21 protein-coding genes and 1 tRNA gene are annotated in these 21,855 nt (G+C 64.8%); 14 read left to right on the forward strand and 8 right to left on the reverse strand.

Annotation, left to right across the window (positions count from 1 at the left end):
• The first annotated feature begins 6 nt into the window (after positions 1–6).
• The 7 genes from flgA to ACSQ3P_RS29205 all read left to right on the forward strand — a co-directional run bounded on the left by flgA (position 7) and on the right by ACSQ3P_RS29205 (position 4,735).
• Entirely contained in the window at positions 7–471 is a 465-nt protein-coding gene (gene flgA, locus ACSQ3P_RS29175) for a flagellar basal body P-ring formation chaperone FlgA (RefSeq protein WP_436168930.1), read from the forward strand.
• Positions 471–1,592 carry a flagellar basal body P-ring protein FlgI gene (gene flgI, locus ACSQ3P_RS29180; protein WP_436168931.1) on the forward strand — a complete coding sequence of 374 codons (1,122 nt, stop codon included), beginning with the start codon at positions 471–473 and terminating at the stop codon, positions 1,590–1,592. Before flgA ends, flgI begins: the two co-directional genes overlap by 1 nt.
• 233 nt (positions 1,593–1,825) lie before the next feature.
• Positions 1,826–2,338: a MotE family protein gene (locus ACSQ3P_RS29185; protein ID WP_436168932.1), complete on the forward strand. Its 513-nt coding sequence runs from the start codon at positions 1,826–1,828 to the stop codon at positions 2,336–2,338.
• The gene (gene flgH, locus ACSQ3P_RS29190; protein WP_310146598.1) at positions 2,335–3,039 is read left to right on the forward strand and encodes a flagellar basal body L-ring protein FlgH; all 705 of its coding nucleotides are present in this window, start codon (positions 2,335–2,337) and stop codon (positions 3,037–3,039) included. Before ACSQ3P_RS29185 ends, flgH begins: the two co-directional genes overlap by 4 nt.
• The gene (locus tag ACSQ3P_RS29195; protein WP_436168933.1) at positions 3,039–3,551 is read left to right on the forward strand and encodes a flagellar basal body-associated FliL family protein; all 513 of its coding nucleotides are present in this window, start codon (positions 3,039–3,041) and stop codon (positions 3,549–3,551) included. Before flgH ends, ACSQ3P_RS29195 begins: the two co-directional genes overlap by 1 nt.
• Positions 3,551–4,285 (forward strand): flagellar type III secretion system pore protein FliP, encoded by a 735-nt coding sequence (fliP, locus tag ACSQ3P_RS29200; protein WP_436168980.1) that lies wholly within the window; start codon positions 3,551–3,553, stop codon positions 4,283–4,285. Before ACSQ3P_RS29195 ends, fliP begins: the two co-directional genes overlap by 1 nt.
• A gap of 90 nt (positions 4,286–4,375) precedes the next feature.
• Positions 4,376–4,735 carry a response regulator gene (locus ACSQ3P_RS29205; protein ID WP_436168934.1) on the forward strand — a complete coding sequence of 120 codons (360 nt, stop codon included), beginning with the start codon at positions 4,376–4,378 and terminating at the stop codon, positions 4,733–4,735.
• A 49-nt stretch (positions 4,736–4,784) separates the two neighbouring features.
• On the opposite strand, the gene ACSQ3P_RS29210 is transcribed toward ACSQ3P_RS29205, so the two are convergent.
• Positions 4,785–4,964 carry a hypothetical protein gene (locus tag ACSQ3P_RS29210; RefSeq protein ID WP_436168935.1) on the reverse strand — a complete coding sequence of 60 codons (180 nt, stop codon included), beginning with the start codon at positions 4,962–4,964 and terminating at the stop codon, positions 4,785–4,787.
• A gap of 392 nt (positions 4,965–5,356) precedes the next feature.
• Between ACSQ3P_RS29210 and ACSQ3P_RS29215 the strand changes: the two genes are divergently transcribed.
• A complete protein-coding gene (locus ACSQ3P_RS29215) occupies positions 5,357–6,385 on the forward strand; it encodes a PIN domain-containing protein (protein ID WP_436168936.1) in 1,029 nt (342 codons plus the stop codon).
• 12 nt (positions 6,386–6,397) lie between these two features.
• Here ACSQ3P_RS29215 and ACSQ3P_RS29220 read toward each other — a convergent pair whose 3' ends face one another.
• Positions 6,398–7,279 carry a GIY-YIG nuclease family protein gene (locus ACSQ3P_RS29220; protein ID WP_436168937.1) on the reverse strand — a complete coding sequence of 294 codons (882 nt, stop codon included), beginning with the start codon at positions 7,277–7,279 and terminating at the stop codon, positions 6,398–6,400.
• Positions 7,280–7,313: 34 nt separating this feature from the next.
• On the opposite strand from ACSQ3P_RS29220, the gene ACSQ3P_RS29225 reads away from it, so the two are divergent.
• Both ACSQ3P_RS29225 and ACSQ3P_RS29230 read left to right on the forward strand, forming a co-directional pair.
• Positions 7,314–8,030: a hypothetical protein gene (locus ACSQ3P_RS29225; RefSeq protein ID WP_436168938.1), complete on the forward strand. Its 717-nt coding sequence runs from the start codon at positions 7,314–7,316 to the stop codon at positions 8,028–8,030.
• A 23-nt stretch (positions 8,031–8,053) separates the two neighbouring features.
• Positions 8,054–8,950: a hypothetical protein gene (locus ACSQ3P_RS29230; protein WP_436168939.1), complete on the forward strand. Its 897-nt coding sequence runs from the start codon at positions 8,054–8,056 to the stop codon at positions 8,948–8,950.
• Between the two features lie 116 nt (positions 8,951–9,066).
• On the opposite strand, the gene ACSQ3P_RS29235 is transcribed toward ACSQ3P_RS29230, so the two are convergent.
• From ACSQ3P_RS29235 to cpdR, 3 genes are all read right to left on the reverse strand, one after another.
• The gene (locus tag ACSQ3P_RS29235) at positions 9,067–9,579 is read right to left on the reverse strand and encodes a hypothetical protein (protein WP_436168940.1); all 513 of its coding nucleotides are present in this window, start codon (positions 9,577–9,579) and stop codon (positions 9,067–9,069) included.
• A 167-nt stretch (positions 9,580–9,746) separates the two neighbouring features.
• A tRNA-Val gene (locus ACSQ3P_RS29240) sits at positions 9,747–9,821 on the reverse strand.
• Positions 9,822–9,950: 129 nt separating this feature from the next.
• Positions 9,951–10,310 carry a cell cycle two-component system response regulator CpdR gene (gene cpdR, locus ACSQ3P_RS29245; RefSeq protein WP_054143348.1) on the reverse strand — a complete coding sequence of 120 codons (360 nt, stop codon included), beginning with the start codon at positions 10,308–10,310 and terminating at the stop codon, positions 9,951–9,953.
• A 261-nt stretch (positions 10,311–10,571) separates the two neighbouring features.
• Between cpdR and ACSQ3P_RS29250 the strand changes: the two genes are divergently transcribed.
• Together ACSQ3P_RS29250 and hisN are read left to right on the forward strand one after the other, a co-directional pair.
• On the forward strand, positions 10,572–11,492 hold the full coding sequence (locus ACSQ3P_RS29250; protein ID WP_436168941.1) for an N-formylglutamate amidohydrolase: 921 nt from the start codon (positions 10,572–10,574) through the stop codon (positions 11,490–11,492).
• Positions 11,493–11,881: 389 nt separating this feature from the next.
• Positions 11,882–12,664 carry a histidinol-phosphatase gene (hisN, locus tag ACSQ3P_RS29255; RefSeq protein ID WP_436168942.1) on the forward strand — a complete coding sequence of 261 codons (783 nt, stop codon included), beginning with the start codon at positions 11,882–11,884 and terminating at the stop codon, positions 12,662–12,664.
• Here the strand turns inward: hisN and ACSQ3P_RS29260 are convergent.
• Positions 12,569–13,624, reverse strand: coding sequence for an alpha/beta fold hydrolase (locus tag ACSQ3P_RS29260; RefSeq protein WP_436168943.1), 1,056 nt, complete (start codon positions 13,622–13,624; stop codon positions 12,569–12,571). The two genes, hisN and ACSQ3P_RS29260, sit on opposite strands and share 96 nt — an antisense overlap.
• Positions 13,625–13,933: 309 nt before the next feature.
• Here ACSQ3P_RS29260 and ACSQ3P_RS29265 point away from each other — a divergent pair, with 309 nt between their 5' ends.
• On the forward strand, positions 13,934–14,404 hold the full coding sequence (locus tag ACSQ3P_RS29265) for an Hsp20 family protein (protein ID WP_436168944.1): 471 nt from the start codon (positions 13,934–13,936) through the stop codon (positions 14,402–14,404).
• Positions 14,405–14,529: 125 nt separating this feature from the next.
• On the opposite strand, the gene ACSQ3P_RS29270 is transcribed toward ACSQ3P_RS29265, so the two are convergent.
• Both ACSQ3P_RS29270 and ACSQ3P_RS29275 read right to left on the reverse strand, forming a co-directional pair.
• Entirely contained in the window at positions 14,530–15,393 is an 864-nt protein-coding gene (locus ACSQ3P_RS29270; protein ID WP_436168945.1) for a hypothetical protein, read from the reverse strand.
• Between the two features lie 83 nt (positions 15,394–15,476).
• Positions 15,477–16,538, reverse strand: coding sequence for a threonine aldolase family protein (locus ACSQ3P_RS29275; RefSeq protein ID WP_436168946.1), 1,062 nt, complete (start codon positions 16,536–16,538; stop codon positions 15,477–15,479).
• Between the two features lie 615 nt (positions 16,539–17,153).
• Here ACSQ3P_RS29275 and gltB point away from each other — a divergent pair.
• On the forward strand, positions 17,154–21,854 hold the full coding sequence (gene gltB / locus ACSQ3P_RS29280) for a glutamate synthase large subunit (RefSeq protein ID WP_436168947.1): 4,701 nt from the start codon (positions 17,154–17,156) through the stop codon (positions 21,852–21,854).
• Position 21,855 lies beyond the last annotated feature (1 nt).

Consider the following 21,855-nt stretch of genomic DNA (forward strand, 5'->3'; position numbering starts at 1 on the left):
CCGCCCATGACCCGAGTTCCGGCGCGATCATCGCTTCTGGCCGCCACCCTGTTCTGCCTGGGCGCAAGCTGCGCGCAAGCGGCGCCCGGCGACATCATGCTGCCGGTGCCTGTCGTCACGCTTTATCCCGGCGACGTCATCACCGATTCCCATCTGATCGACCGCGCCTTCAGGCTGGCGATGCGGGTATCGGTCGACAACCGCCTGGCGCTTGTCGGCAAGGTGGCGCGGCGCACCCTGCTGCCGGGCCAGCCGATCCCGATCAATGCGGTGGACGATGCGAAGATCGTGCGGCGCGGCGTGCCGACGCAGGTCGTCTTCCGCGAGAACGAGATGGTGATCACAGGGATCGTCGAGCCGCTGCAATCGGCCTCGGTCAACGAAATGGTGAAGGCGCGCAATCCCGACACCGGTCTCACGGTCATCGGCGTCGTCCAGGCCAACGGCACCATCCGCGTCGGAGGCGAGTGATGGCGCTCCGGTCGAGACTTGTCGCCCTCATCTGCGCGCTCATGATGGCGGTTCAGGGCGCCGCTCCCGCCGGGGCGACCGTCCGCATCAAGGACATCGCCGGGCTTCAGGGCGTGCGCGACAACCAGCTCGTGGGCTATGGCCTGGTAATCGGCCTGCAGGGGACGGGCGACAGCGTCCGCAATTCGCCCTTCACCGGCCAGGCGCTGCAATCCATGCTCGACCGGCTGGGCGTCAATGTCCGCAACAGCACGCTGCGCACCCGCAATGTCGCGGCGGTCATCGTGACGGCCGACTTGCCGCCCTTCGCGGGGCGCGGCAGCCGCATCGATGTCAGCGTCGCCTCGATGGGCGATGCGACCTCGCTGCTCGGCGGCACGCTCGTGGTGACCTCGCTGCTCGCGGCCGATGGACAGACCTATGCGCTGGCGCAGGGCCGGCTTAATGTCTCCGGCTTCTCGGTCCAGGGCGAGGCGGAGCGGGTGACGCAGGGCGTCGCCACCGCGGCGCGGATTCCAGGTGGGGCGCTGGTCGAGCGCCAGGTAGCCGACCAGCTCGCCAGCCTGCATGTCCTGTCGCTCGAATTGCGCAATCCGGATTTCGCCACGGCCGAGCGGGTCGCCGGCGCGATCAACGCCTTCAGCCGCGAACGTTACAAATCGACCGTGGCCTTCGCGCTCGACCACCGCACCATCAGCCTGACGCGGCCGGTCAATCTCTCGACCACCCGCTTCATCGCCGAGATCGAACGCCTGACGCTGGAGCCGGATTCGCCCGCCCGCGTCGTCGTCGACGAGCGCACCGGCACGGTTGTGATCGGCCGCGACGTCAAGATCTCCACCGTTGCCGTGACGCATGGCAATCTCACTGTCCGCGTCACCGAGACGCCGACGGTGTCGCAGCCCGAGCCGCTGAGCAATGGCGAGACGGTCGTCGTGCCCCGGACCACGGTCACGGCGACGCAAGGGGGAACGGGCCGGCTCGCCATCATCAACGGAGCGAACCTGCATACGCTGATGCGGGGGCTCAACCAGATCGGGCTGAAACCTGCCGGCATCATCGCGATCCTCCAGGCGATCAAGACCGCGGGCGCCCTGCAGGCAGATCTCGTCGTTCAATAGATCTGAGAGCATTGCTCCTGCGAAAAACCGGTACCCACTTTTCCGCGCAAGGCTCTAGCTTCGCTGCATGCATAGGAAACGCCGGGGTCACTTGTTGATCCCGGCGTTTTTATTGGATTCTGCTGGTTTCCTTCGTTGAGGTCAGCCCCGCGAAAGCATCGCGCCCAATAGTCTCATCATATCTCTCAAGCGAGTTGCTCGTAATGCTGCTGAGGACATCTCTGGGCGGGTGGTTGCTGTCAGTCGCCATCCTGGCGTCGGCCGGCATCCCGCTGGCCTCGCAGGCGCAGACGCCGAGGACGACGCCGCCCGCTGCAGCCTCGGGGACCTCCGACGCTGCGAATTTCTGCGCCAGCATCCGCGATTCCGCGGCCGAGGCCCGTTTCGCGTGGCAGGCCAATACCTTGAAGACGCTCGAAGCCAAGCTGACCGACACGCTCAAGAAGCTCGAGGAGCGGAAAGCCGAGCTCGAGGCCCTGACCGCCAAGCGCGATGCCGAAATCCAGCAGACCGAGACGCGCATCACCGAGATCTTCGCGCGGATGCGCCCCGAGGCGGCGGCGCTGCAGCTTGCAGCAATGGACGAGGCGATGGCCGTCTCGCTCCTGGGCAAGCTGCCGCCGCGCACGGCCAGCGCGGTGCTCAACGAAATGGAAGCCGCACGTGCGGCTCAACTCGCCGAAGCCCTGGGCGGCCGCCGTGCGCCCGCCAACAGAACGCCAACAACCGGAGTCCAGACCCGATGAAGGCTCTCATCCTCGCGGCCTGCGCCGTCACGCTCGGCGGCTGCTCGCAAGACCTGGCCGAACTCAACCGCGAACCGCAATTGTCCCGCGTCGGGAGCGGCCTGTCGACGCCGCGCGAGGCGATCCCGGTCGGCCAGCAATCGGGCCGCCCGGTCGATGTTTCGTTCAACTCGATCTACACGCGCCATAGCGAGGATCTGTTCCGCGACACCCGGGCGATGAAGCTCGGCGACGTCGTCACGGTGCGCATTTCGATCAAGGACAAGGCCAAGCTCGACAACAACTCTAACCGCTCGCGCAACTCGGTCGCCAAGTTCGGGCTCGATTTCCTCGCCGCCTTCGGCGGCAATTCGAGTTCGGCCAATATCAGCTCGAATGTCGATTCCGAATCCTCGTCGCGCGGCAAGGGGCTGACCGATCGCTCGGAGGAGGTCGATCTCTCCGTCGCCGCCGTCGTCACGGAAATCCTGCCCAACGGCAATCTCATGATCAACGGTTCGCAGGAGGTGCGCGTGAACTACGACATGCGCGTCCTCAATATCGCCGGCATGGTGCGGCCGCGCGACATCACCGGCACGAATACGATCTCTTACGACAAGATCGCGGAGGCGCGGATTTCCTATGGCGGCCGCGGTCGCGGCATGGAGGTGCAGCAGCCGGGCTGGGGCCATCAGGTCTATGACCGGGTCATGCCGTTCTGATGGCCACACCCAAGCTCAAACTGCCGGCTGGCCGGAAACGCTCCAGACGCTCCCTGCCGGCGCTGCGGGCAGCAGTGCCGACCGTGCTGCTGACCCTGCTGGCGGCCGGCGCCGGCGCGCTCTGGGGCACCCGTGTCATCGGCACGGTCGAGACCACCGTGATGAAGCGGATGGAGGAGGCCTCGCCCCATCTCAGCGTCAATCCTGCGATGGCCGGAGGGCTGGTGCTCAAGCGGCTCGCGCCGATCGTGACCAATCTTGCCGCGCCGGCGAATGCCTGGGTGCGCATCGAGGCGGCGCTGGTGCTGGAACAGAAGGCGGCGCTCAGCGCCGAGCCGCTGATCGGCGCCATCACCGAGGATATCCTGGCCTTCCTGCGCAGCGTCACGGCGCGGCAGATGGAGGGCGCGGCGGGCCTGCGAAACCTGCGCGAGGATCTCACCGAGCGGATCGCGGTGCGCTCGAAAGGTCTCGTCCGCGACATCGTCATCGAAACCCTGGTCGTCCAGTGATCAAGCTAGCCGCGACGCTCATTTTCCTGCTGGCCGGGGTCGCCGCCGCCGGCGCCCAGTCGCTCGGGCTCGACGGGCTGTTGCCCTCGGGCGGGGCCTCGGCTTCGGGCCGCATCGTGCAGATCGTGGCGATGCTCACGATCCTTTCGGTCGCGCCCGGGCTCCTGATGATGGTGACGAGCTTCAGCCGCTTCGTGATCGCCTTGTCGTTCCTGCGCTCGGGGCTCGGCCTGCAGAGCACGCCGGCCAATCTGATCCTGATTAGCCTGGCCCTGTTCATGACCTTTTTCGTGATGGCGCCGACCTTCGACAAGGCCTGGCAGAACGGCGTCCAGCCGCTGGTCGAGAACAAGATCAGCGAAGGCGAGGCCTATACCAAGATCACCGAGCCGTTTCGGGATTTCATGCTGACGCAGACCCGCCCGGCCGATCTGCGCCTCTTCGCCGACATCGCGCCGCAAAGCATCCGGCCGACCGACCCGACACAGAGCGTCGATCTGCGGATCCTGATCCCGTCCTTCATGATCTCGGAATTGCGGCGCGCCTTCGAGATCGGCTTTCTGATCGCCCTGCCATTCCTCGTCATCGACATGATCGTTGCGACGGTGGTGATGTCGATGGGCATGATGATGCTGCCGCCGACCGTGATCTCGCTGCCCCTGAAGGTGATCTTCTTCGTCCTGATCGACGGCTGGAATCTCCTGATCGGTGGCTTGGTCAGATCCTTTTCCTAGATTTGTGTTGGGGTGTTCGAGTTGTTCCGTGGCTGTCCAAATCAGATGACCGGCGCGTCATCGAAGCGCGCTTGTTCTGGAGTGAGGTGAATGAAGATCCTGGCCATCGACGACACCAAGACCCTGCTCAGCCTGCTCTGCCTGACATTGCGCAATGCCGGCCATGACGTGGCCGCCGCGGAGAACGGCGAGGAGGGCTTGGCGACCTTCGACAAGTTCAAGCCGGATCTGGTGATCACCGACCTCAACATGCCTCTGATGGACGGCATCCAGTTCACCCGCGCCTGCCGGGCGAGGCCCGAGGGGGAGAACATCCCGATCATCATGCTGACCACCGAGAACGGCGCCGAGATCAAGGCGGAAGGTCGTCGCGCCGGCGCCAGCGCCTGGATGGTCAAACCTTTTGAGCCCTCGACATTGCTCGGCATCGTCGCCCGCTATCAGGGCTGAGGGCGAGAACAGGCGCGTCGATGGCGGGGCTTGCGTCGGCGGCTGCCCGTCAAAGCCAGTCGGACCAGCACTCCTGATGGCTCTCCCAGCGCTCGACGGCTTCCAGCAGAGCGAGGAGCTCCGCCTCTTCGCGCGAGCCTGCCTGGGCATGCGCGATCTCGTCGATCCGCTGTGTCGCGCGTTCGTGGTCGTCTTCGGTGTGAATGCGCACGCGTTGCTGCAAGGTCATCGGCAACTCCACTGATCGCGGGCTCATAGCCTGCGTTCGATGTCAGTTTCACGAAGACGGTGACGTGCAAAAAGGATGCCGGCGGTGGTTTTCCGCCGCCCTATGAGGCTCGCCCGAGCCGTACCTCAGTGCGCACGAGTCGTCAGGGCGGCTTGCGTGCGAATTCGATGAGGCTCCGCTCGAAGTTGGCGACGCCCCGCGCCTTGCAGACGCCTCGAATTGGACTCAGCCGTGGTGGGGCAGCTGGTCTAGATATCGGAGCATGAAAATGTCCTTCAGGGTGAACTGGAGACCATTGTTCCGGGCAGGGCCGCGAGGGACCTCACGGCCTGGTTGCACTGCCCCAAAATTTCCGCTTAGCCCGCTATGCCGACTTGAATTCGGGGGCTGCTATGAAGCTGAAGATCCTCATCGATACATGCGTCTGGCTCGACCTAGTAAAAGACCATCGCAAGAAGCCGGTGATCCAGGCCTTACAGGACCTGATCAATGACAAGTCGATCGAGCTCATCATGCCCCGCGTCGTGCTCGACGAGTTCGAACGCAACAAGGAGCGGGTGGTGAAGCAAGCCGAGGTTTCGGCCAAATCGCATTTCAAGACGGTGCGCGACGCAGCCGAGAGATTCCTCACCCCCGAGGCGGCGCAGGCGACAATGCACGCGCTCAACGAGCTCGACCAGAAGATCGCGTTCAAGGGCGGCGCGGTGCAGGAGTCGGTGGACCTGATCGAGAAGATCCTGAATGCCGCGTCGGTCGTCGAGACAACCGACGCGTTAAAGACGCGCGTATTCGATCGGGCGTTGGGAAAGAAGAAGCCTTTCAACGAGACTAAGAACAGCACGGGCGACGCCGTCCTGATCGAGATCTATGATGACGCGGTCAAGGCGCGCAGAAAGCGAAGTCGAGACCGATTCGCGTTTGTTACATTGAACCACCAGGATTTCAGCGGCCTCAATCACCAGATACCGCATCCCGACCTGGCCGCGATCTTCGAACCGGAATGGTCGACGTACTCGGTCTCGATTGCTGATGTGCTCAACGACATCCATCCCGATCTTCTCGAAGACTACATCGCCGATTTCAACCATTTTGAGCCGGACCGTTCGCTGTCCGAAATGCTCGACGCGGTGGAACTGCTGAGGCGCCAGATCTGGTACAATCGGCATATATATTGGATGCACCAGATCGAGGCCGGCGAGTGGCAAATCGTCGATGATGCGCTCTACGATCGGTCGAAGCACGGCAAGCAGTCGCCCCGCTCGATCTACGAAGGAGCGAAGGCAGCCGCGAGGCGAACGGAGGAAGAGGTCGGAATTGAAAACCTGGGACCCTGGGACGACTTCGAATGGGGAATGCTAAGCGGCAAACTGTCGGCGCTGAGATGGGTCCTCGGCGACGAGTGGGACATGCTCGACACCTAGGCCCCGACTTAGTCAGTTCTTGTTCAAGCCGTAAGGTGCCCGGGTGTGCAGCCGGTTCTTCCACGTTCTCTCAAGTCGCATGACGTCCGGCTCCAGCATGTCGGGGGAGACGCGCTGAAGGATCGTGAACCGGAAGTTTGACGGGTCGCGCTCGCGCAAAAGCTTGTTGCCGCCGTGGCCGGTCGCCCCATAGGCTTCCCAACGGCCCAAAATGTTCGACCGACCATAGGCCGAGCCGACATATGTCTTGGCGTCGGTCGAATCCCATATCGCGTAGATCCCGCGCCAGTGCTCAAGGGCGGCTCGCCAGCGCTGAGGCAGGATCGACAGTTCCGCCCAAGTGAATTCGGCCTCGTCCCACTCCGGCAGTGCGGTGGCGAACGCGCTCTCCTCACGGATCGCCAGCACCGGCATGATGTTGTTGTGCGCCCGCCGATACCAGCCGCGCTCCGGCGGCGGCCAACCCACGATCAGCTTACCGCGCCAGTCGGCATAGTGCCTGGTCTCGGTGAGGTCGAATCGCAACTGATGCGTCCGTGTCTCGGCCTCGGTGAATCCCCAATAGCCATGTTTGGCGAGGGCCTGATTCTCGGGGCAGGCCCAGAACTGCTCGCGGGTGTGCGGGGCCGAATTCCCAATCTTATAGATCCCGACGAACGCGGCCTTCGCCGGGCCGTACGCGATGAAGCTTGCGAGCCAGCCGCCCTCAAGGCCGAGCATCGACCGTTCGACGGAAGGCCCTTGATAGGACTGGAAGATATTGAAGAGGTGCGGGCGCTCGCTCGCGATCAGCGGCAACGCCTTCGCCAGTCGGCTTTCCATTGGCCTGTGCCGCAGCACCAATGTGCGCGTGGGGTCCACGCCGACATTGCCGAGCAGGTCATTCAACAGCATCGTACCGACGTATCACAGGAGCGGCGGCATCGCGATGGAAGTCGAATGGTTCTTGAAGGAACGGACGCGCTTCATCCGGTATTTCTACGACAACGCCGCCCCGCCGTTCCGCGAGATGCTGCGCAAGATCGAAGAGGAGGAGGAGCCGTTCATTCAGCCGTACAATGAGGATGGCGACGAGCCGGCATTCCAGATCGAATACCAGGAAGCGTGGTATGGGCTGGAGGCGGCCGGGATCGCAAGCATCTCGATGCTCTCGGACACCCTGAAGACGTTCTTCCTCACGTGGCAGCGCCTGCTGGGGTTCAAGTTGACCGAGCAGACGCGTCGCCAACTCCGCAAGAAGGGTCTCATCCCATTCTACAAGCAAGTGTTCGGCGAGATCGTCGGCGGCGACTGGAAAAACTGTCCCGTCGATTTCGGGATAATCGAGCAGGTGATCCTGGCGCGTAACGATGCGCAACACAGCAAGGACCTACACAGCCGGCAGCCGGCGCATAACCCGCAGACGAGGAAGCGTTACGTCCCGCCGTTCTTCATCAGCGAGCATGACAAGGTGTTCGCGTCGTCGGCTGTCCTGAGCGAATACGCGACGGTTAACCTGCAGGTCTCGATCGCGCGCGCCGACCTGTTCGCGGCGATCGCGGAGGTCGAGAAGCTGGCCGACTGGCTTGAGCCGAGGCTTCAAGCCGTCCTTTGGCCGAACGGTCTGGCTTCACCAAACGAACCGCCGCCGCTATCAATCCAATAGCCTCCTCGACTGGAATGCTTCTCATGCGGATCGTTCTCGGCCTTTGCGCTGCCATACTCGCCGGAAGCTATTCGCTCGCCGCCGAGATCAAGCTGGTGCGCAACCCAGATCCGAAGCAGGTTCCCGCCATTATAGTCAGGGGGCTGTTCGTCCGGGGCGACGCCGCGGAGTTCGAGCGGCAGGTCAACGGCATCAATCGGGGACTGGTAGTGCTGTCCAGTCCGGGGGGGTCGATCGACGAGGCATTCCGGATAGGCGCGGCAGTGAATATCCAGGGGTTGGCGACGATGGTCGTCGATGAATGTGCGTCGGCCTGCGGCTTGGTGTGGCTCTCGGGAAAGCGTCGATACTTCAGCAAGGGCGCCAGGATTGGCTTCCACGCCGCTTACGTCATCCGGGATGGCAAGCCAATCGAGACGGGCATGGGCAATGCGGAAATCGGATCGTTCTTGACCCATCTCGGTTTAAGCCGAGAAGCCATCCGCTTCATAGCGTCGGCACCGCCCGAGGGGATGCGTTGGCTCACCCCCGAAGACGCACGGCGATTGAAGATCGCGTTTCTGGAGGGTGCGCCGGTCACCGATCCGAGCGGGCGCGTGCAACGCCCCAGCTATGAAGAAAATCCAGTGAAGACCGACGTTGCCCGTGACGAGATGTACGGGATAGCGATCGTCGCAGGCGCACACGTGATAGCTCTCACGTGCAAACCGTTTTACCGGATCGATGAGGCTCTCATTCAGAAGCGGCACAAGGCCCTGATGGATGAGGGCCAAAAATTCGGCGACAAATTCGTCGATGCTTTAGGCGAGATTCTCGTTCGGAACCGGTCTGATCTACGACAGGACGGACACAAAGCCGTCTGCGATCAGAATAAGGCCATGTTCACCAATGCCGGCGTACAGGGTGTCTACTTGAATTAGCCTCATCCGATCGCCCGGGTGAGGTAATCAGCGACCTTCGAAGCCGCTGCGCCGACGGTGAAGAGAGCCCGTTGTCTTCTTCAATCCGGAACGCTGCCCGAGATTCCGACGTCGCGTCAGATGTCAACGCAGCGGACCTGGACCCCCTCGACTTTTTCGAGCTGAGGATGGCGCCCGGGATCGTAGCCGGGAGAGTAGAAGAAGGCGTAGCGATGCCGGGCGGGGTCGCCGGCGAGACGTTTCAGATCCTTGTCGAGCTTGCGATTGCTCTGCGGGCTCGTCGCTGCGAAGGCCTCACCGCCGACGAGGTCCGGCTCGATGCTCATGATATCCAGCCGCTGCGACGCATGCGCTCCCGGAGCCAGGGAAAACCCGCCGGCGTCGGGATGCGCCTCAAGCAGCCATTTGGCAGCGTTGAGCGCCACTAGGTAGCTGAAAGTCTGATTGATCTGCTCGACGACGTTGAGGGCCCGGTCCTCGATCGGATGGCGCCCCGTCTTTCCGAACTTCATCTGCCGGAGCGCATCCGCCGGCGACGTGAGCGCGGCGAGCGCCTGGATCGCGTGCTTGGTCGACAGCTCGATCGTCGCGAGGTGCTTGTCGATCTCGGACACAGTGCGGACGATCATGGCGGTTCCTTCGCGTCTCATGACGCGGGCAACGGGTGCTATGCTCTCATACGGGCTTGCCGTCTGGGAGCCCCGCTCGCCGGGTTCTCTTTTCGTTGTCGCGACCCCAAAACGAAAACGGCCTCCCCGGAGGGAGGCCGTAAACCCCAGTAAACACCGAGGAAAAATGGTGGGCGCGACAGGGATCGAACCTGTGACCCCTACGATGTCAACGTAGTGCTCTCCCGCTGAGCTACGCGCCCGTCTGCCGCGTCGGGATATCGTCGCGGCTGCCGGAACAGGGTGTCACCGTTGCCGGCTGACCATGTTGCGAGGTGTGCGGCTATAGCGGCTCATGCGGCGCCTTGCAAGCCGCTTGAGCTGCAAAAGCGTCAGGCCGCCAGAAGCTTTTCGACCTCGCTGACGAGCTCGCGCAAATGGAAGGGCTTGGACAGCACCTTGGCATCCTTGGGCGTCTGCGAATCGGGGTTCAGGGCGACTGCCGCAAAGCCGGTGATGAACATCACCTTGATGTCTGGGTCGAGCTCGGTGGCGCGCCGCGCCAGTTCGATTCCGTCCATCTCCGGCATCACGATGTCGGTCAGGAGCAGCTCGAAGGGCTCTTCGCGCAGGCGGTTATAGGCCGAGAGGCCGTTGTCGAACGAGGCCACGTCATAGCCCGCATTCTGCAAGGCCTTGACCAGGAAGCGGCGCATGTCGTTGTCGTCTTCGGCGAGAAGTATCTTCGTCATGGGCCTGCTATGTCCGTCCCGAAAGGCCTGTCTCAAGATGAAGGCCGCCGGGCGCGGCGGTTTCCATCCGGTCGTATTGTCTGGCGCCTGCGCCATATCCCGGGCCGGCGAGCAGCCGGGTTAGCCGGCCAGCTGCGGGCTTGGAACCATGTCCTTCTATAAGGCATGCGCATGGTAAACAACGCGTGAATCCGGTCTTGGTTAAACAGCCGCGCGGGTAATGCTTCTACAGCGCCGTTTTGTGTGCTTCAGTTCGGCGACATGAGCGTCCCAACCGCCTTCTTCAAAGCCGATCCCGAGGATGTCGTCGCCGAGATCGAGCGGCCCTTCACGCTGCATCAGCCGGCGCTGCAGGTCGTGCCCGTGGTGGTCGACGTGCCCCATGCCGGACGGCGCTATCCCAAGGCCTTCGTCGAGCGGGCGCGATTGCCGTTGCGCAGCCTGCGCCGCTCCGAGGACGCCTATATCGACCTGCTCTTCGCCCAGGCCGTGGCGCTTGGAGCCCCGCTCCTGGTCGCCGAGTTCCCGCGCGCCTTTCTCGACGTCAATCGCGAGCCCTATGAGCTCGATCCGCGCATGTTCGATGGGCGTTTGCCGGCCTTCGCCAATACGCGCTCGATGCGGGTCGCGGGCGGGCTCGGCACGATTCCGCGAATCGTCGGCGATGCGCATGAGATCTATTTCGGCCGCATCCCGGTCGAGGAGGGGCTGGCGCGGATCGATGCGCTCTACCGCCCCTATCACGCCGGCTTGCGCAGCCTGATCCAGCGCACGCATGGCGCCTTCGGCACCTGTATCCTGGTCGATGCCCATTCGATGCCGTCGACCGGGCTCGACCGCGACGGGCTCGCCAAGGCCGACGTCATCCTGGGTGACCGCTTCGGCACCAGCGCGTCGGGCTATATCGTCGACATCGCCGAGGAGGCCTTCCGGCGGCTGGGCCTGACCGTCACGCGCAACCGGCCTTATGCCGGGGGCTTCATCACCGAGCATTACGGCGCGCCGACCTCGGGCGTGCATGCGCTGCAGATCGAGATCAACCGCGCACTCTACATGAATGAGGCGACGCTGGAGCCGCATGCCGGCTTTACGGAGCTGGAGCGGGGCGTGACCGCTGCGATGGCGGATTGCTTCGCGCGCTGGAGCGGCTGGCTCGACGAATGGCGCGAGGCGGCCGAATAGAGCAGCGGCTACGAAAAGCGGGTTGCGGTTTTCGGAGCAGGCCGATGCGAAACACAAAATCCCCGGCGGCCGGATTGCTTGCCACCGCAACCCAGAAAAAAGGGCCGCACACTTGCGTGGCGGCCCAAGTCTAGGGAGGAAACGCCCAAGGAGGGCAACGAAGGCTTGAGGTGATCGCCCCTTCGCAGTGCACAATATGACGGTGCAGCGCAAAAACGCAAGTGGGTTTGCGTAAAGTCTTATGGGCCATGCGTCAGACGCAAGAATGATGGCGGATTACCGGCCGATTCCCTTGTTTTCCGATGATTCCGCTTGCATGACAGGCTCGTGCCGCAGGGCTACGGTCGGATGCAATGCTGCGCAGCAACAAAATAACGGGAGGCTGGTATATGAGCACTGTCGATTTCGGCGCTTTCATCGCCGAACTGGCGACGCAGTCCGGCCAGGCGATCCTGCCGTTCTTTCGCGCCCATCATGCCACCGAGGACAAATCGCTCGGCGGCGTGTTCGATCCGGTGACGGAGGCCGACCGGGCCGGCGAGAACGTGATGCGCCATCTGATCAAGCGCAGCTTTCCCGCCCATGGCGTGCTCGGCGAGGAGTTCGGCAATGAGAACATCGACGCCGAATATGTCTGGGTGCTCGATCCGATCGACGGTACGCGCGCCTTCATCTCCGGCATTCCGGTCTGGGGCACGCTGATCGGGCTGACGCGCGGCGGCGTGCCGGTCTATGGCATGATGCACCAGCCCTTCACGGGCGAGCGCTATTCCGGCGATGGCCGCCAGGCGCGCTATGAGGGGCCCAACGGCCCGCGCGTCCTGCGCACGCGCCAGATCACGAATCTTAGCGAAGCGACGCTGATGACCACCTCGCCGGCGCTGTTCAAGGGCGCGGAGGCCGAAGCCTATGCCCGCGTCGAAAGCCAGGTGCGGCTGCCGCGTTATGGCTGCGATTGCTATGCCTATTGCATGCTCGCGGCCGGCCATGTCGATCTGGTGATCGAAGCCGGCCTCAAGCCCTATGACATCGTCGCGCTGATCCCGATCATCGAGGGCGCGGGCGGCATCGTCACCTCATGGGATGGCGGCAGCGCCGCCGGGGGCGGCACGGTCATCGCCGCCGGCAACAAGACGCTGCATCAGGCCGCGCTCAGCCTGCTCGCCGGTTGAGCTGGCCGCGATCTGGTCCTCGCCGGGAATGAAGGCGTCGAAGGCCGCCCAGAACTGGGCGCGGATCTCGTCGCTCTCCATCAGGATCTCGTGGCGCGCGGTCGGCAGGACGAGTGCGGCTCCGGTCTTGAGCCGTGCCGCGAAACGCTCGATCGCCGGGGTGGAGACGATCGGGTCCTGGCCGGCGGCGATGACCAGCGTCGGCACGCGAATCTCGCGGGCGGCGGAGGGAGCGTTCAAGCGCGCCATCAGTGGGAAGGCCGCATGCACCCAGCCGATCGTCGGGTCGCCGATGCACAGATGCGGCGCGCCGGCCGAGAGCGCACTGTTGCGGGCATAGCGGGTGGGGTCGCTGGTCAGCCGATTGCCCTCGAAGGGTTTGGTCGCGATCGCGGTGTCGCCGCCGCCGGGCACGAAGGATTTTCCCAGACCGAGCCAGAACAGCAGGTTTGCCAGCCGCCGCGCCATATCGGGGCGCTCGATCATGGAGAGGCCCAGCATGGGGGCGAGCGCGACCAGCCGCGAGACCGGCAAGGCGTCGCGGCGCGCGGCGTCCAGGCACAGGGCCGCGCCCATCGAGTGCGCCAGCACGAAATAGGGCTCGGGCAGCGTCTCGCGCATCTGCGCCAGCGCCAGGGCGAGGTCGTGCTCATAATGTCTGAGCCAGCCGACATGGCCCTTGCGCCAGCGCCGCACGAAGCGTTGCGAGCCGCCCTGGCCGCGCCAGTCGAAGCTGATCACATGGAAGCCGCGCCGGCGCAGCTCGACGATCGTCTCGCTGTAGCGCTCGATGAATTCGGCCCGACCCTGGACGAGGAGGATGGTGCCGCGCACCAGTTTGACCGTCGGTCGCCAGCTTGCGAAGCGCAATTGCGCGCCATCGCGCGTTTTCGCGAACCAGGCCTTGCCATGCCCCGGGACGGGATAATCGGGATGGGCGAAGAGCTGGGCCTCGGCCATCAGGGCAGGGCGCGCAGAAGAGGAAACCGGTCTTTCGCGTGAGCCATGCGCTTAACCCCGAGTTGTCGATCAAGTCTCGCACGCGGACATGCCAGCCCGGATGCGATGCGATCGAAGGGCTTTCGAATCGGGCGGGCCTTCGCGGCCGCACTAGCTTGCTTATGCCTGTCTTCGCGCCCCCTTGAAAAGCCGAAAAGGCGAGACCAGATCATCTCTGCGCAGGCCAAGACCGGCTGCGCGAGGCTAAACCAGGCCCGTGCTCATGATGAGGCGGGCTGGACCGAACTTGTCGCTTCCCAGGAGGACATCATGCGTCACTTCGATCTTTCCCCGCTCTATCGCTCGACCGTCGGTTTCGACCGCCTGTTCTCGCTGCTCGACCAGGCCACCACCGCCGAGGCCGCGCCGAGCTATCCGCCCTACAACATCGAGCGCACCGCCGAAAACGCCTACCGCATCAGCATCGCGGTCGCGGGCTTTGGCGAAGCCGACCTTGCCATCGAGAGCAAGGAGAATGCGCTGACGGTGCGTGGCGAGAAGCAGGGCACCGAATCCGCTGAAAAACGCGAGGTTCTGCATCAGGGCATCGCGGCGCGCGCTTTTGAGCGTCGCTTCCAGCTTGCCGATTATGTGCAGGTGACCGGCGCCAGCCTCGAGAACGGCTTGCTCCATATCGATCTCGTCCGCGAGATCCCCGAGGCCAAGAAGCCGCGCCAGATCGCGATCGGCGGGGCCAAGCCCGCCAAGGTGCTCGAGGCCAAGGTCGCCAAGGCCGCGTAACGCAGCAAGGCCGCGTAACGCGCGCCTGACCTGAAACCCTGAAACGAATGGGGCGTCCCCGGGTGACCGGGGACGCCCTTTTTCTTGGCCAATTTTTTGGCCGAGGGCCGTAAGGCGGGCTTGCCTCAGTCCAGCGGCGTAACCGGAACGGCGGGCGTCTCAGGCTTCGGCGTCGAGGGCGTCGCATCCGGGAGCTGGACCGGCGGCAGTTCGACGGGCGCGACAGCGATGCCCGAGGGGTCGGCGCGGGCCAGCGGCGGCTTGCGCTCCGCCTCGTCCGTGCCGCGCACGTCGTTGGGGTTGACGAGCTGGGGATTGACGAGCTGCGGTTTGTCCGTGCCGGTCGCGGGGTTGACCGGGCCGGGTGTCGGCAGCGCCGGGGCCACTGGCGAGCTCGGGGCCGTCGTCGCTGGGGCGCTGGCCGTCGCGGCCGGCTTTTCCGCTGGGGTGAGCGGTTCGGTCGCGCGCGGCGGCGCGGCCGGGCTCGGCGGCAGGATCGTCGCCGGCGCGCTCGCCTGGCCTGGCGGCTTGAGCGCGGGCGGGCGCTCGGGTGGGCGCGGCACCAGCCGCGGCGCCGGCCTGTCGTCGCGCGGATCGACGCGGGCGATATGCGGGGCGGGTGCGGGCCTCGGCCGCGCATCGGGCAGGGGGATGCGGTCGATCAGGTCGCCGCTATGGGCGTCGAAGATCAGGCGGGCGCGGCCGCCATTGGCAGTCTGGCCGTCGAGCACATAGGAGGAGCCGGTGCGCACCATCCGGTCGACGCGGGCGAGACCGAAGTCGCGCGCGGCGACGCGGCCGATGGAGCGGGGTGGGACCGGAGCGGGAGGCAGCGGCGCGTAGCGTTCGTAATAGCCGCGCGGATAGGCCTCTTCCTCCTCATAGAGGTAGTACTGCGCTGCCGCTCCGCCAACGGAACCTGCGAGCGCGCCGGCTACCGCCAGGCTCGTCAGGACCAGGCGCGAGGGCGCGGTCGATCGAAATACCATGTCGTCTCCTTTGGGCGACTGAACTGGGTCTTCAGTCTTCCTTAGGGATTACGGCGTGCGTGCGGCTGAAATCGGGGGAGAATTCAGCCTTTTGCCGCGGTGAACACATTGATCAGGCGCTCGACATCCGCCTCGCCGGTCGAGAACGCCATGACGAAGCGGCCGATGGTCTCGCCCTCCGCGAAAGGGATATCCTTCGGCAGCGCGGTCTGCGACCAGGGCAGGTAGCCGACGCCGGCCGCCTTCAGCTTCGTCTGGAGGTCCGCCGACAGAATCGGAAACACCTGATTGACTTGGCAGGGCCAGGCGAGCGGGATGTCCAGGGCGATGAGCGCATCGGCCAGGCGCTTGGCCATCGCATTGGCGTGGCGCGCCAGTTCGAGCCAGTGGCCGCCACCGAGCAGGCCCTCGAACTGCGCCCCGATCAACCGGCCCTTGGACAGGGTGTGGCCCGACCGCTTGCGCCGCCACTTCATCTCGGCTGCGGCCTCGGGCTGGAAGAAGATCACGGCTTCCGCCGCCCAGGCGCCGTTCTTGGTGCCGCCGAACGTCAGCACGTCGACGCCGGCCTGCCAGGTGATTGCGGCCGGCGAGCAGCCGAGCGCGACGAGCGCGTTGGTGAAGCGGGCGCCATCCATATGCATGGTCAGGCCGCGCGGCGCGACGGCGTCCTTCAGGGCGCGCACCTCGGCTTGGGTGTAGATCTGCCCGCATTCCGTAGCCTGCGTGATCGAGATCGCCTGCGGCTGGACCTGATGCAGCGCGCCTTCGCGCATGCGGGCGAGGGCCTGCGTCACGGGGCCGGGCGAAATCTTGTTGCCGGCGCCTGGCAGGCCGACGAGCTTGGCGCCGTCGCTGAAGAATTCCGGCGCGCCGCATTCATCGTCGGCGACATGGCTTTCTTCATGGGTCAGCACCGCGCCCCAGGGACGGGTGATGCTGGCGAGCGCCAAGGAGTTGGCCGCCGTGCCGCTGGCGACGAGGAAGACCGTGACCTCGTGCTCGAAGATCTCGGCGAAGAGGCGCTCGACGCGGCCCGTCCAGGCGTCGGTGCCATAGGCTGTCGCGGTGCCGTCATTGGCGGCCGCCAATGCTGCCATGACGGGAGCGCTCGCGCCGGCGGTGTTGTCGCTGAAGAAGTTCATATCCAAGGGGTAGCGCCGGGCTGTGACGCTAACAAGCGCATCGGCGGATCGCCGGTCTGCATGCGACGATGGTCGAAACGCGGCGGGGGTCGGAAAACCGGCGGAAAACAAGAAGCGTGCTGGCAATGTTGGGCTTTCGCTCCGGATATGTCTCGGGGGCGAGCGATATCGCAATAAAATTTCGGCCCTGCTCGTAATCGGCGCTTGTGCCGAGATTAGAATTCTGGCAAATTCATCGCAATAGGACAGTGTTGCTGTCCCATTTTCACTGCGCCGACCGTGAGCCGCCTAGCGCTTGCGGCGGCCGATCGCAACGGAGCGGACACATGACGAGGGGTAAGGCTACAACCGCCAAAACCAATCGTGCGCGCGCCGCCCGTAAAGCGGCGGCTTAGACAGGCGCGGCAGGGCGACAAGCCCGAGGCGCCTGCGGAGGACGCGGGCGCCCCAAGACAGCGCAAGCCACCCTCCCCAGGAATGACTTGGCCACGTTGGCCCCATCCTTGCTGCTTGCCCGATCGGGCTCGGCACGAGGGCTGGCGCGGCGAAGGATAGTGTGGACTCGAAGGCGACTGTTGGCGGAAGCTGGCAGGCAGCGTGAAGCGGGGTTTGACGATGAGCGAAACCAGCAAGTCGAGCGTGGCGGCGGCAGCTGCGGCTTTCCCGGCAGTGCGTGATCCTGCAATGCCCGAGCGCCAGGGGCTCTACGACCCGTCCTATGAGAAGGATTCCTGCGGTGTCGGCTTCATCGCCGACATGAAGAACCGCAAGACCCATGCGATCGTCCAGCAGGGCCTGCAGATCCTGCATAATCTCGACCACCGCGGCGCTGTCGGGGCGGACCCCAAGCTCGGCGACGGCTGCGGCATCCTCGTCCAGATTCCGCATGGCTTCTTCATGGAGGAGTGCGCCAAGCTCGGCATCGAATTGCCGGCGGCCGGTCACTACGCCATCGGCCAGTTCTTCATGCCCCAGGAAGCCGAGGATCGCGCCGTCTGCGAGGAGATCGTGGCGCAGGCCGTCACCGAGGAGGGGCTGATCTTCCTGGGCTGGCGCGACGTGCCGGTCGACTCGTCGGATCTCGGCGAGGCCGTGAAGGAGAGCGAGCCGGTCCATCGCCAGCTCTTCGTCGGCCGCCCGGCCGAGATCGCCGATGAGGACGATTTCGAGCGCAAGGTCTATGTCCTCAGAAAGTCGGTCTCCAACAAGGTCTATAAGCGCCAGGATCGCGCCACCGCGACCTATTACCCGGTCTCGATGTCGGCCCGCACCATCGTCTACAAGGGCATGGTGCTGGTGACCCAGCTCGGCTCCTATTTCAAGGATCTGACCGACACGCGCTTCGTCAGCGCGCTGGCGCTGGTCCATCAGCGCTTCGCCACCAACACCTTCCCGTCCTGGCGGCTTGCCCATCCCTACCGGATGGTGGCGCATAACGGCGAGATCAACACGCTGCGCGGCAACGTCAACTGGATGGCGGCGCGCCAGGCCTCGGTCGATTCCGAACTGTTCGGCCCCGATATCTCGAAGCTCTGGCCGATCTCCTATGAGGGCCAGTCCGACACCGCCTGCTTCGACAACGCGCTCGAATTCCTGGTCCAGGGCGGCTATTCGCTCGCTCACGCCATGATGATGCTGGTGCCCGAAGCCTGGGCCGGCAATCCGCTGATGGATGAGGAGCGGCGCGCCTTCTACGAATATCACGCCGCGCTGATGGAGCCCTGGGATGGGCCCGCCGCGATCGCCTTCACCGATGGCCGCCAGATCGGCGCGACGCTCGACCGCAACGGCCTGCGTCCCGCGCGTTATCTCGTCACCGATGACGGGCTCGTGGTGCTGGCCTCCGAGTTCGGCGTGCTGCCGATCCCCGAGGAGCGCATCGTCCAGAAGTGGCGCCTGCAGCCGGGCAAGATGCTGCTGATCGACCTCGAACAGGGCCGCATCATCGGCGACGACGAGATCAAGACGAGCCTTTGCCTCGCCAACCCCTACAGGGACTGGCTGAAGCGCACCCAGATCGTGCTGGAGGAACTGCCCCCGGTCGAGGCGCGGGCGCAGCGCACCGATGTGCCGCTGCTCGATCGCCAGCAGGCCTTCGGCTACACCCAGGAAGACACCAAGATCCTGATGGCGCCGATGGCCGTGACCGGCCAGGAAGCTGTCGGCTCGATGGGCACGGACACGCCGATCTCGGCGCTCTCGTCGAAGTCGAAGCTGCTCTACACCTATTTCAAGCAGAATTTCGCGCAGGTCACGAACCCGCCGATCGACCCGATCCGCGAGGAGCTCGTGATGAGCCTCCTCTCCTTCATCGGGCCGCGTCCCAACATCCTCGACCTGGAGGGTACCTCGCGGCGCAAGCGGCTCGAAGTGCGCCAGCCGATCCTGACCAATGACGATCTCGAGAAGATCCGCTGCATCGGCCATTACGAGGATCGTTTCGACACCAAGACGATCGACATCACCTATCCCGCCCGCGATGGCGCGGCCGGCATGGAGCATGCGATCGAGCGGCTCTGCGAGCGCGCGGAGGCTGCCGTCAATGGCGGCTACAACATCATCATCCTGTCCGACCGGCAGGTCGGCCCGGACCGCATCCCGATCCCGGCGCTGCTGGCGACGGCGGCCGTGCACCACCACCTGATCCGCAAGGGTCAGCGCACCTCGGTCGGCCTCGTGCTGGAATCGGGCGAGCCGCGCGAGATCCATCACTTTGCCTGCCTGGCCGGCTTCGGCGCCGAGGCGATCAACCCCTATCTCGCCTTCGAGACGCTCGAGGCTCTGTTCGAGGCCGGCGAATTCCCGAAGGAAGTCGACCGCTACGAGGTGGTGAAGCGCTTCATCAAGTCGGTCGGCAAGGGCATGCTCAAGGTCATGTCCAAGATGGGCATCTCGACCTACCAGTCCTATTGCGGTGCGCAGATCTTCGACGCTGTCGGGCTCAAGACCGAGACGATCGAGAAGTATTTCACCGGCACGATCTCCTCGATCGAGGGTGTCGGCCTGCCCGAGATCGCCGAGGAGACCGTGCGCCGCCACCGCGACGCCTTCGGGGATTCGCCGATCTATCGCGACTCGCTCGATATCGGCGGCGAATACGCCTTCCGCCTGCGCGGCGAGGACCATGCCTGGACGCCGGAGAACATCGCGCTGCTCCAGCACGCGGTGCGCGGCAATGCGCAGGACAAGTACAAGGCCTATGCCGAGCTGGTGAACGACCAGAGCTCGCGCTTCTCGACCATTCGCGGCCTGTTTGAGATCAAGGACGCGGATGCGCTCCAGCGCAAGCCGATCCCGATCGAGCAGGTCGAGTCGGCAGCGTCCATCGTCAAGCGCTTCTCGACGGGGGCGATGTCCTTCGGCTCGATCAGCCATGAGGCGCATTCGACGCTCGCCATCGCGATGAACACGATCGGCGGCAAGTCGAACACCGGCGAGGGCGGCGAGGAGCCTGAGCGCTTCGCGCCGATGGCCGACGGGCGCTCGATGCGCTCGGCGATCAAGCAGGTGGCGTCGGGCCGCTTCGGCGTGACGACGGAGTATCTCGTCAATTCGGCGATGATGCAGATCAAGATCTCGCAGGGCGCCAAGCCCGGCGAGGGCGGCCAGCTTCCCGGCCACAAGGTCGATGCCCGCATCGCCAAGGTGCGCCATTCCACCCCTGGCGTCGGTCTGATCTCGCCGCCGCCGCATCACGACATCTATTCGATCGAGGACATCGCCCAGCTCATCTTCGATCTGAAGAACGTCAACCCGGCCGCCGACGTCTCGGTCAAGCTCGTCTCGGAGCTCGGGGTCGGCACGGTTGCGGCGGGCGTCGCCAAGGCGCGCGCCGACCACATCACCATCTCGGGCTATGAGGGCGGCACGGGTGCGTCCCCGCTGACCTCGATCAAGCATGCTGGTTCGCCCTGGGAGATCGGCCTCGCCGAGACCCACCAGATCCTGGTGATGAACAAGCTGCGCGGCCGCATCGCGCTGCAGGTCGATGGCGGCCTGCGCACGGGCCGGGATATCATCATCGGCGCGCTGCTCGGGGCCGACGAGTTCGGCTTCGCGACCGCGCCGCTGATCGCCGCCGGCTGCATCATGATGCGCAAATGTCATCTCAACACCTGCCCGGTCGGTGTCGCGACGCAGGATCCCGTCCTGCGCAAGCGCTTCAAGGGCGCGCCCGAGCACGTCATCAACTTCTTCTTCTTCCTGGCCGAGGACGTGCGCGAGATCATGGCGAGCCTGGGCGTCGCCAATTTCGACGACCTCGTCGGCCGCTCCGACTGGCTCGACAAGAAGCAGGCGATCGAACACTGGAAGGCCAAGGGGCTCGATTTCACCCGCATCTTCCATAAGCCCGACGTCGGCCCCGAGGTTGCGATCCGCCATGTCGAATTGCAGCAGCACCCGATCGATACGGTGCTCGACCGCATGCTGATCGCAAAATCGCAAGGCGCGCTCGAAAAGGGCGACAAGGTCGTGATCGAAAGCCCGATCCGCAATGTCGACCGCTCGACCGGCGCGATGCTCTCAGGCCAGGTCGCCAAGCGCTACGGCTATGCCGGCCTGGCCGAAGACACGATCACGGTGAAGCTCACCGGCACCGCCGGCCAGAGCTTCGGCGCCTGGGTCGTCAACGGCGTCACGCTCGACCTCACCGGCCAGGCCAACGACTATGTCGGCAAGGGCCTCTCCGGCGGCAAGCTGATCATCAAGCCTTCGCCCGATGCCCGGCCGCTGGCCGAGCAGTCGATCATCGTCGGCAACACCGTGCTCTACGGCGCGATCTCGGGCGAATGCTACTTCCGCGGCGTCGCCGGCGAGCGCTTCGCGGTGCGCAATTCCGGCGCGATTGCGGTGGTCGAGGGCACCGGCGATCATGGCTGCGAATACATGACCGGCGGCGTCGTCGTCGTGCTCGGCCAGACCGGCAGAAACTTCGCGGCCGGCATGTCGGGCGGTGTCGCTTATGTGCTCGACGAGGACAAGAGCTTCGCCAAGCGCTGCAACCTCTCCATGGTCGACCTCGAACCGGTCACCGAGGAGGAGGAGCTGATGCAGCGCATCCACCACCATGGCGGCGATCTCGAGTTCAAGGGCCGCATCGACGTGATGGCCAATATGTCCGGCTACGATGCCGAGCGCCTGCACCAGCTGATCAGCGATCACCTGCGCTATACCGGCTCGCTTCGCGCCAAGGACATTCTCGACAACTGGGCGGAGTACCTGCCCAAATTCGTCAAGGTCATGCCGGTCGAGTACCGGCGTGCGCTACAGGAAATCGAGCAGGCGCAGGCCAGCATGTCGGTCGCGGCGGAGTAAG

Source organism: Allobosea sp. LjRoot9 (genome assembly GCF_964252745.1).
Taxonomy (GTDB): domain Bacteria; phylum Pseudomonadota; class Alphaproteobacteria; order Rhizobiales; family Beijerinckiaceae; genus Allobosea.

Bases quoted from the DNA above. Each gene is read 5' to 3' on its own strand.
- cpdR (WP_054143348.1), bottom strand. From the start codon at position 10,310: ATGACGAAGATACTTCTCGCCGAAGACGACAACGACATGCGCCGCTTC.
- ACSQ3P_RS29275 (WP_436168946.1), bottom strand. From the start codon at position 16,538: ATGAACTTCTTCAGCGACAACACCGCCGGCGCGAGCGCTCCCGTCATG.
- ACSQ3P_RS29260 (WP_436168943.1), bottom strand. From the start codon at position 13,624: ATGGCCGAGGCCCAGCTCTTCGCCCATCCCGATTATCCCGTCCCGGGG.
- ACSQ3P_RS29265 (WP_436168944.1), top strand. From the start codon at position 13,934: ATGCGTCACTTCGATCTTTCCCCGCTCTATCGCTCGACCGTCGGTTTC.
- flgI (WP_436168931.1), top strand. From the start codon at position 471: ATGGCGCTCCGGTCGAGACTTGTCGCCCTCATCTGCGCGCTCATGATG.
- gltB (WP_436168947.1), top strand. From the start codon at position 17,154: ATGAGCGAAACCAGCAAGTCGAGCGTGGCGGCGGCAGCTGCGGCTTTC.
- ACSQ3P_RS29205 (WP_436168934.1), top strand. From the start codon at position 4,376: ATGAAGATCCTGGCCATCGACGACACCAAGACCCTGCTCAGCCTGCTC.
- flgA (WP_436168930.1), top strand. From the start codon at position 7: ATGACCCGAGTTCCGGCGCGATCATCGCTTCTGGCCGCCACCCTGTTC.
- flgH (WP_310146598.1), top strand. From the start codon at position 2,335: ATGAAGGCTCTCATCCTCGCGGCCTGCGCCGTCACGCTCGGCGGCTGC.
- ACSQ3P_RS29225 (WP_436168938.1), top strand. From the start codon at position 7,314: ATGGAAGTCGAATGGTTCTTGAAGGAACGGACGCGCTTCATCCGGTAT.
- ACSQ3P_RS29215 (WP_436168936.1), top strand. From the start codon at position 5,357: ATGAAGCTGAAGATCCTCATCGATACATGCGTCTGGCTCGACCTAGTA.
- ACSQ3P_RS29250 (WP_436168941.1), top strand. From the start codon at position 10,572: ATGAGCGTCCCAACCGCCTTCTTCAAAGCCGATCCCGAGGATGTCGTC.
- ACSQ3P_RS29235 (WP_436168940.1), bottom strand. From the start codon at position 9,579: ATGATCGTCCGCACTGTGTCCGAGATCGACAAGCACCTCGCGACGATC.
- ACSQ3P_RS29220 (WP_436168937.1), bottom strand. From the start codon at position 7,279: ATGCTGTTGAATGACCTGCTCGGCAATGTCGGCGTGGACCCCACGCGC.
- hisN (WP_436168942.1), top strand. From the start codon at position 11,882: ATGAGCACTGTCGATTTCGGCGCTTTCATCGCCGAACTGGCGACGCAG.
- ACSQ3P_RS29230 (WP_436168939.1), top strand. From the start codon at position 8,054: ATGCGGATCGTTCTCGGCCTTTGCGCTGCCATACTCGCCGGAAGCTAT.
- ACSQ3P_RS29270 (WP_436168945.1), bottom strand. From the start codon at position 15,393: ATGGTATTTCGATCGACCGCGCCCTCGCGCCTGGTCCTGACGAGCCTG.
- ACSQ3P_RS29195 (WP_436168933.1), top strand. From the start codon at position 3,039: ATGGCCACACCCAAGCTCAAACTGCCGGCTGGCCGGAAACGCTCCAGA.
- ACSQ3P_RS29210 (WP_436168935.1), bottom strand. From the start codon at position 4,964: ATGACCTTGCAGCAACGCGTGCGCATTCACACCGAAGACGACCACGAA.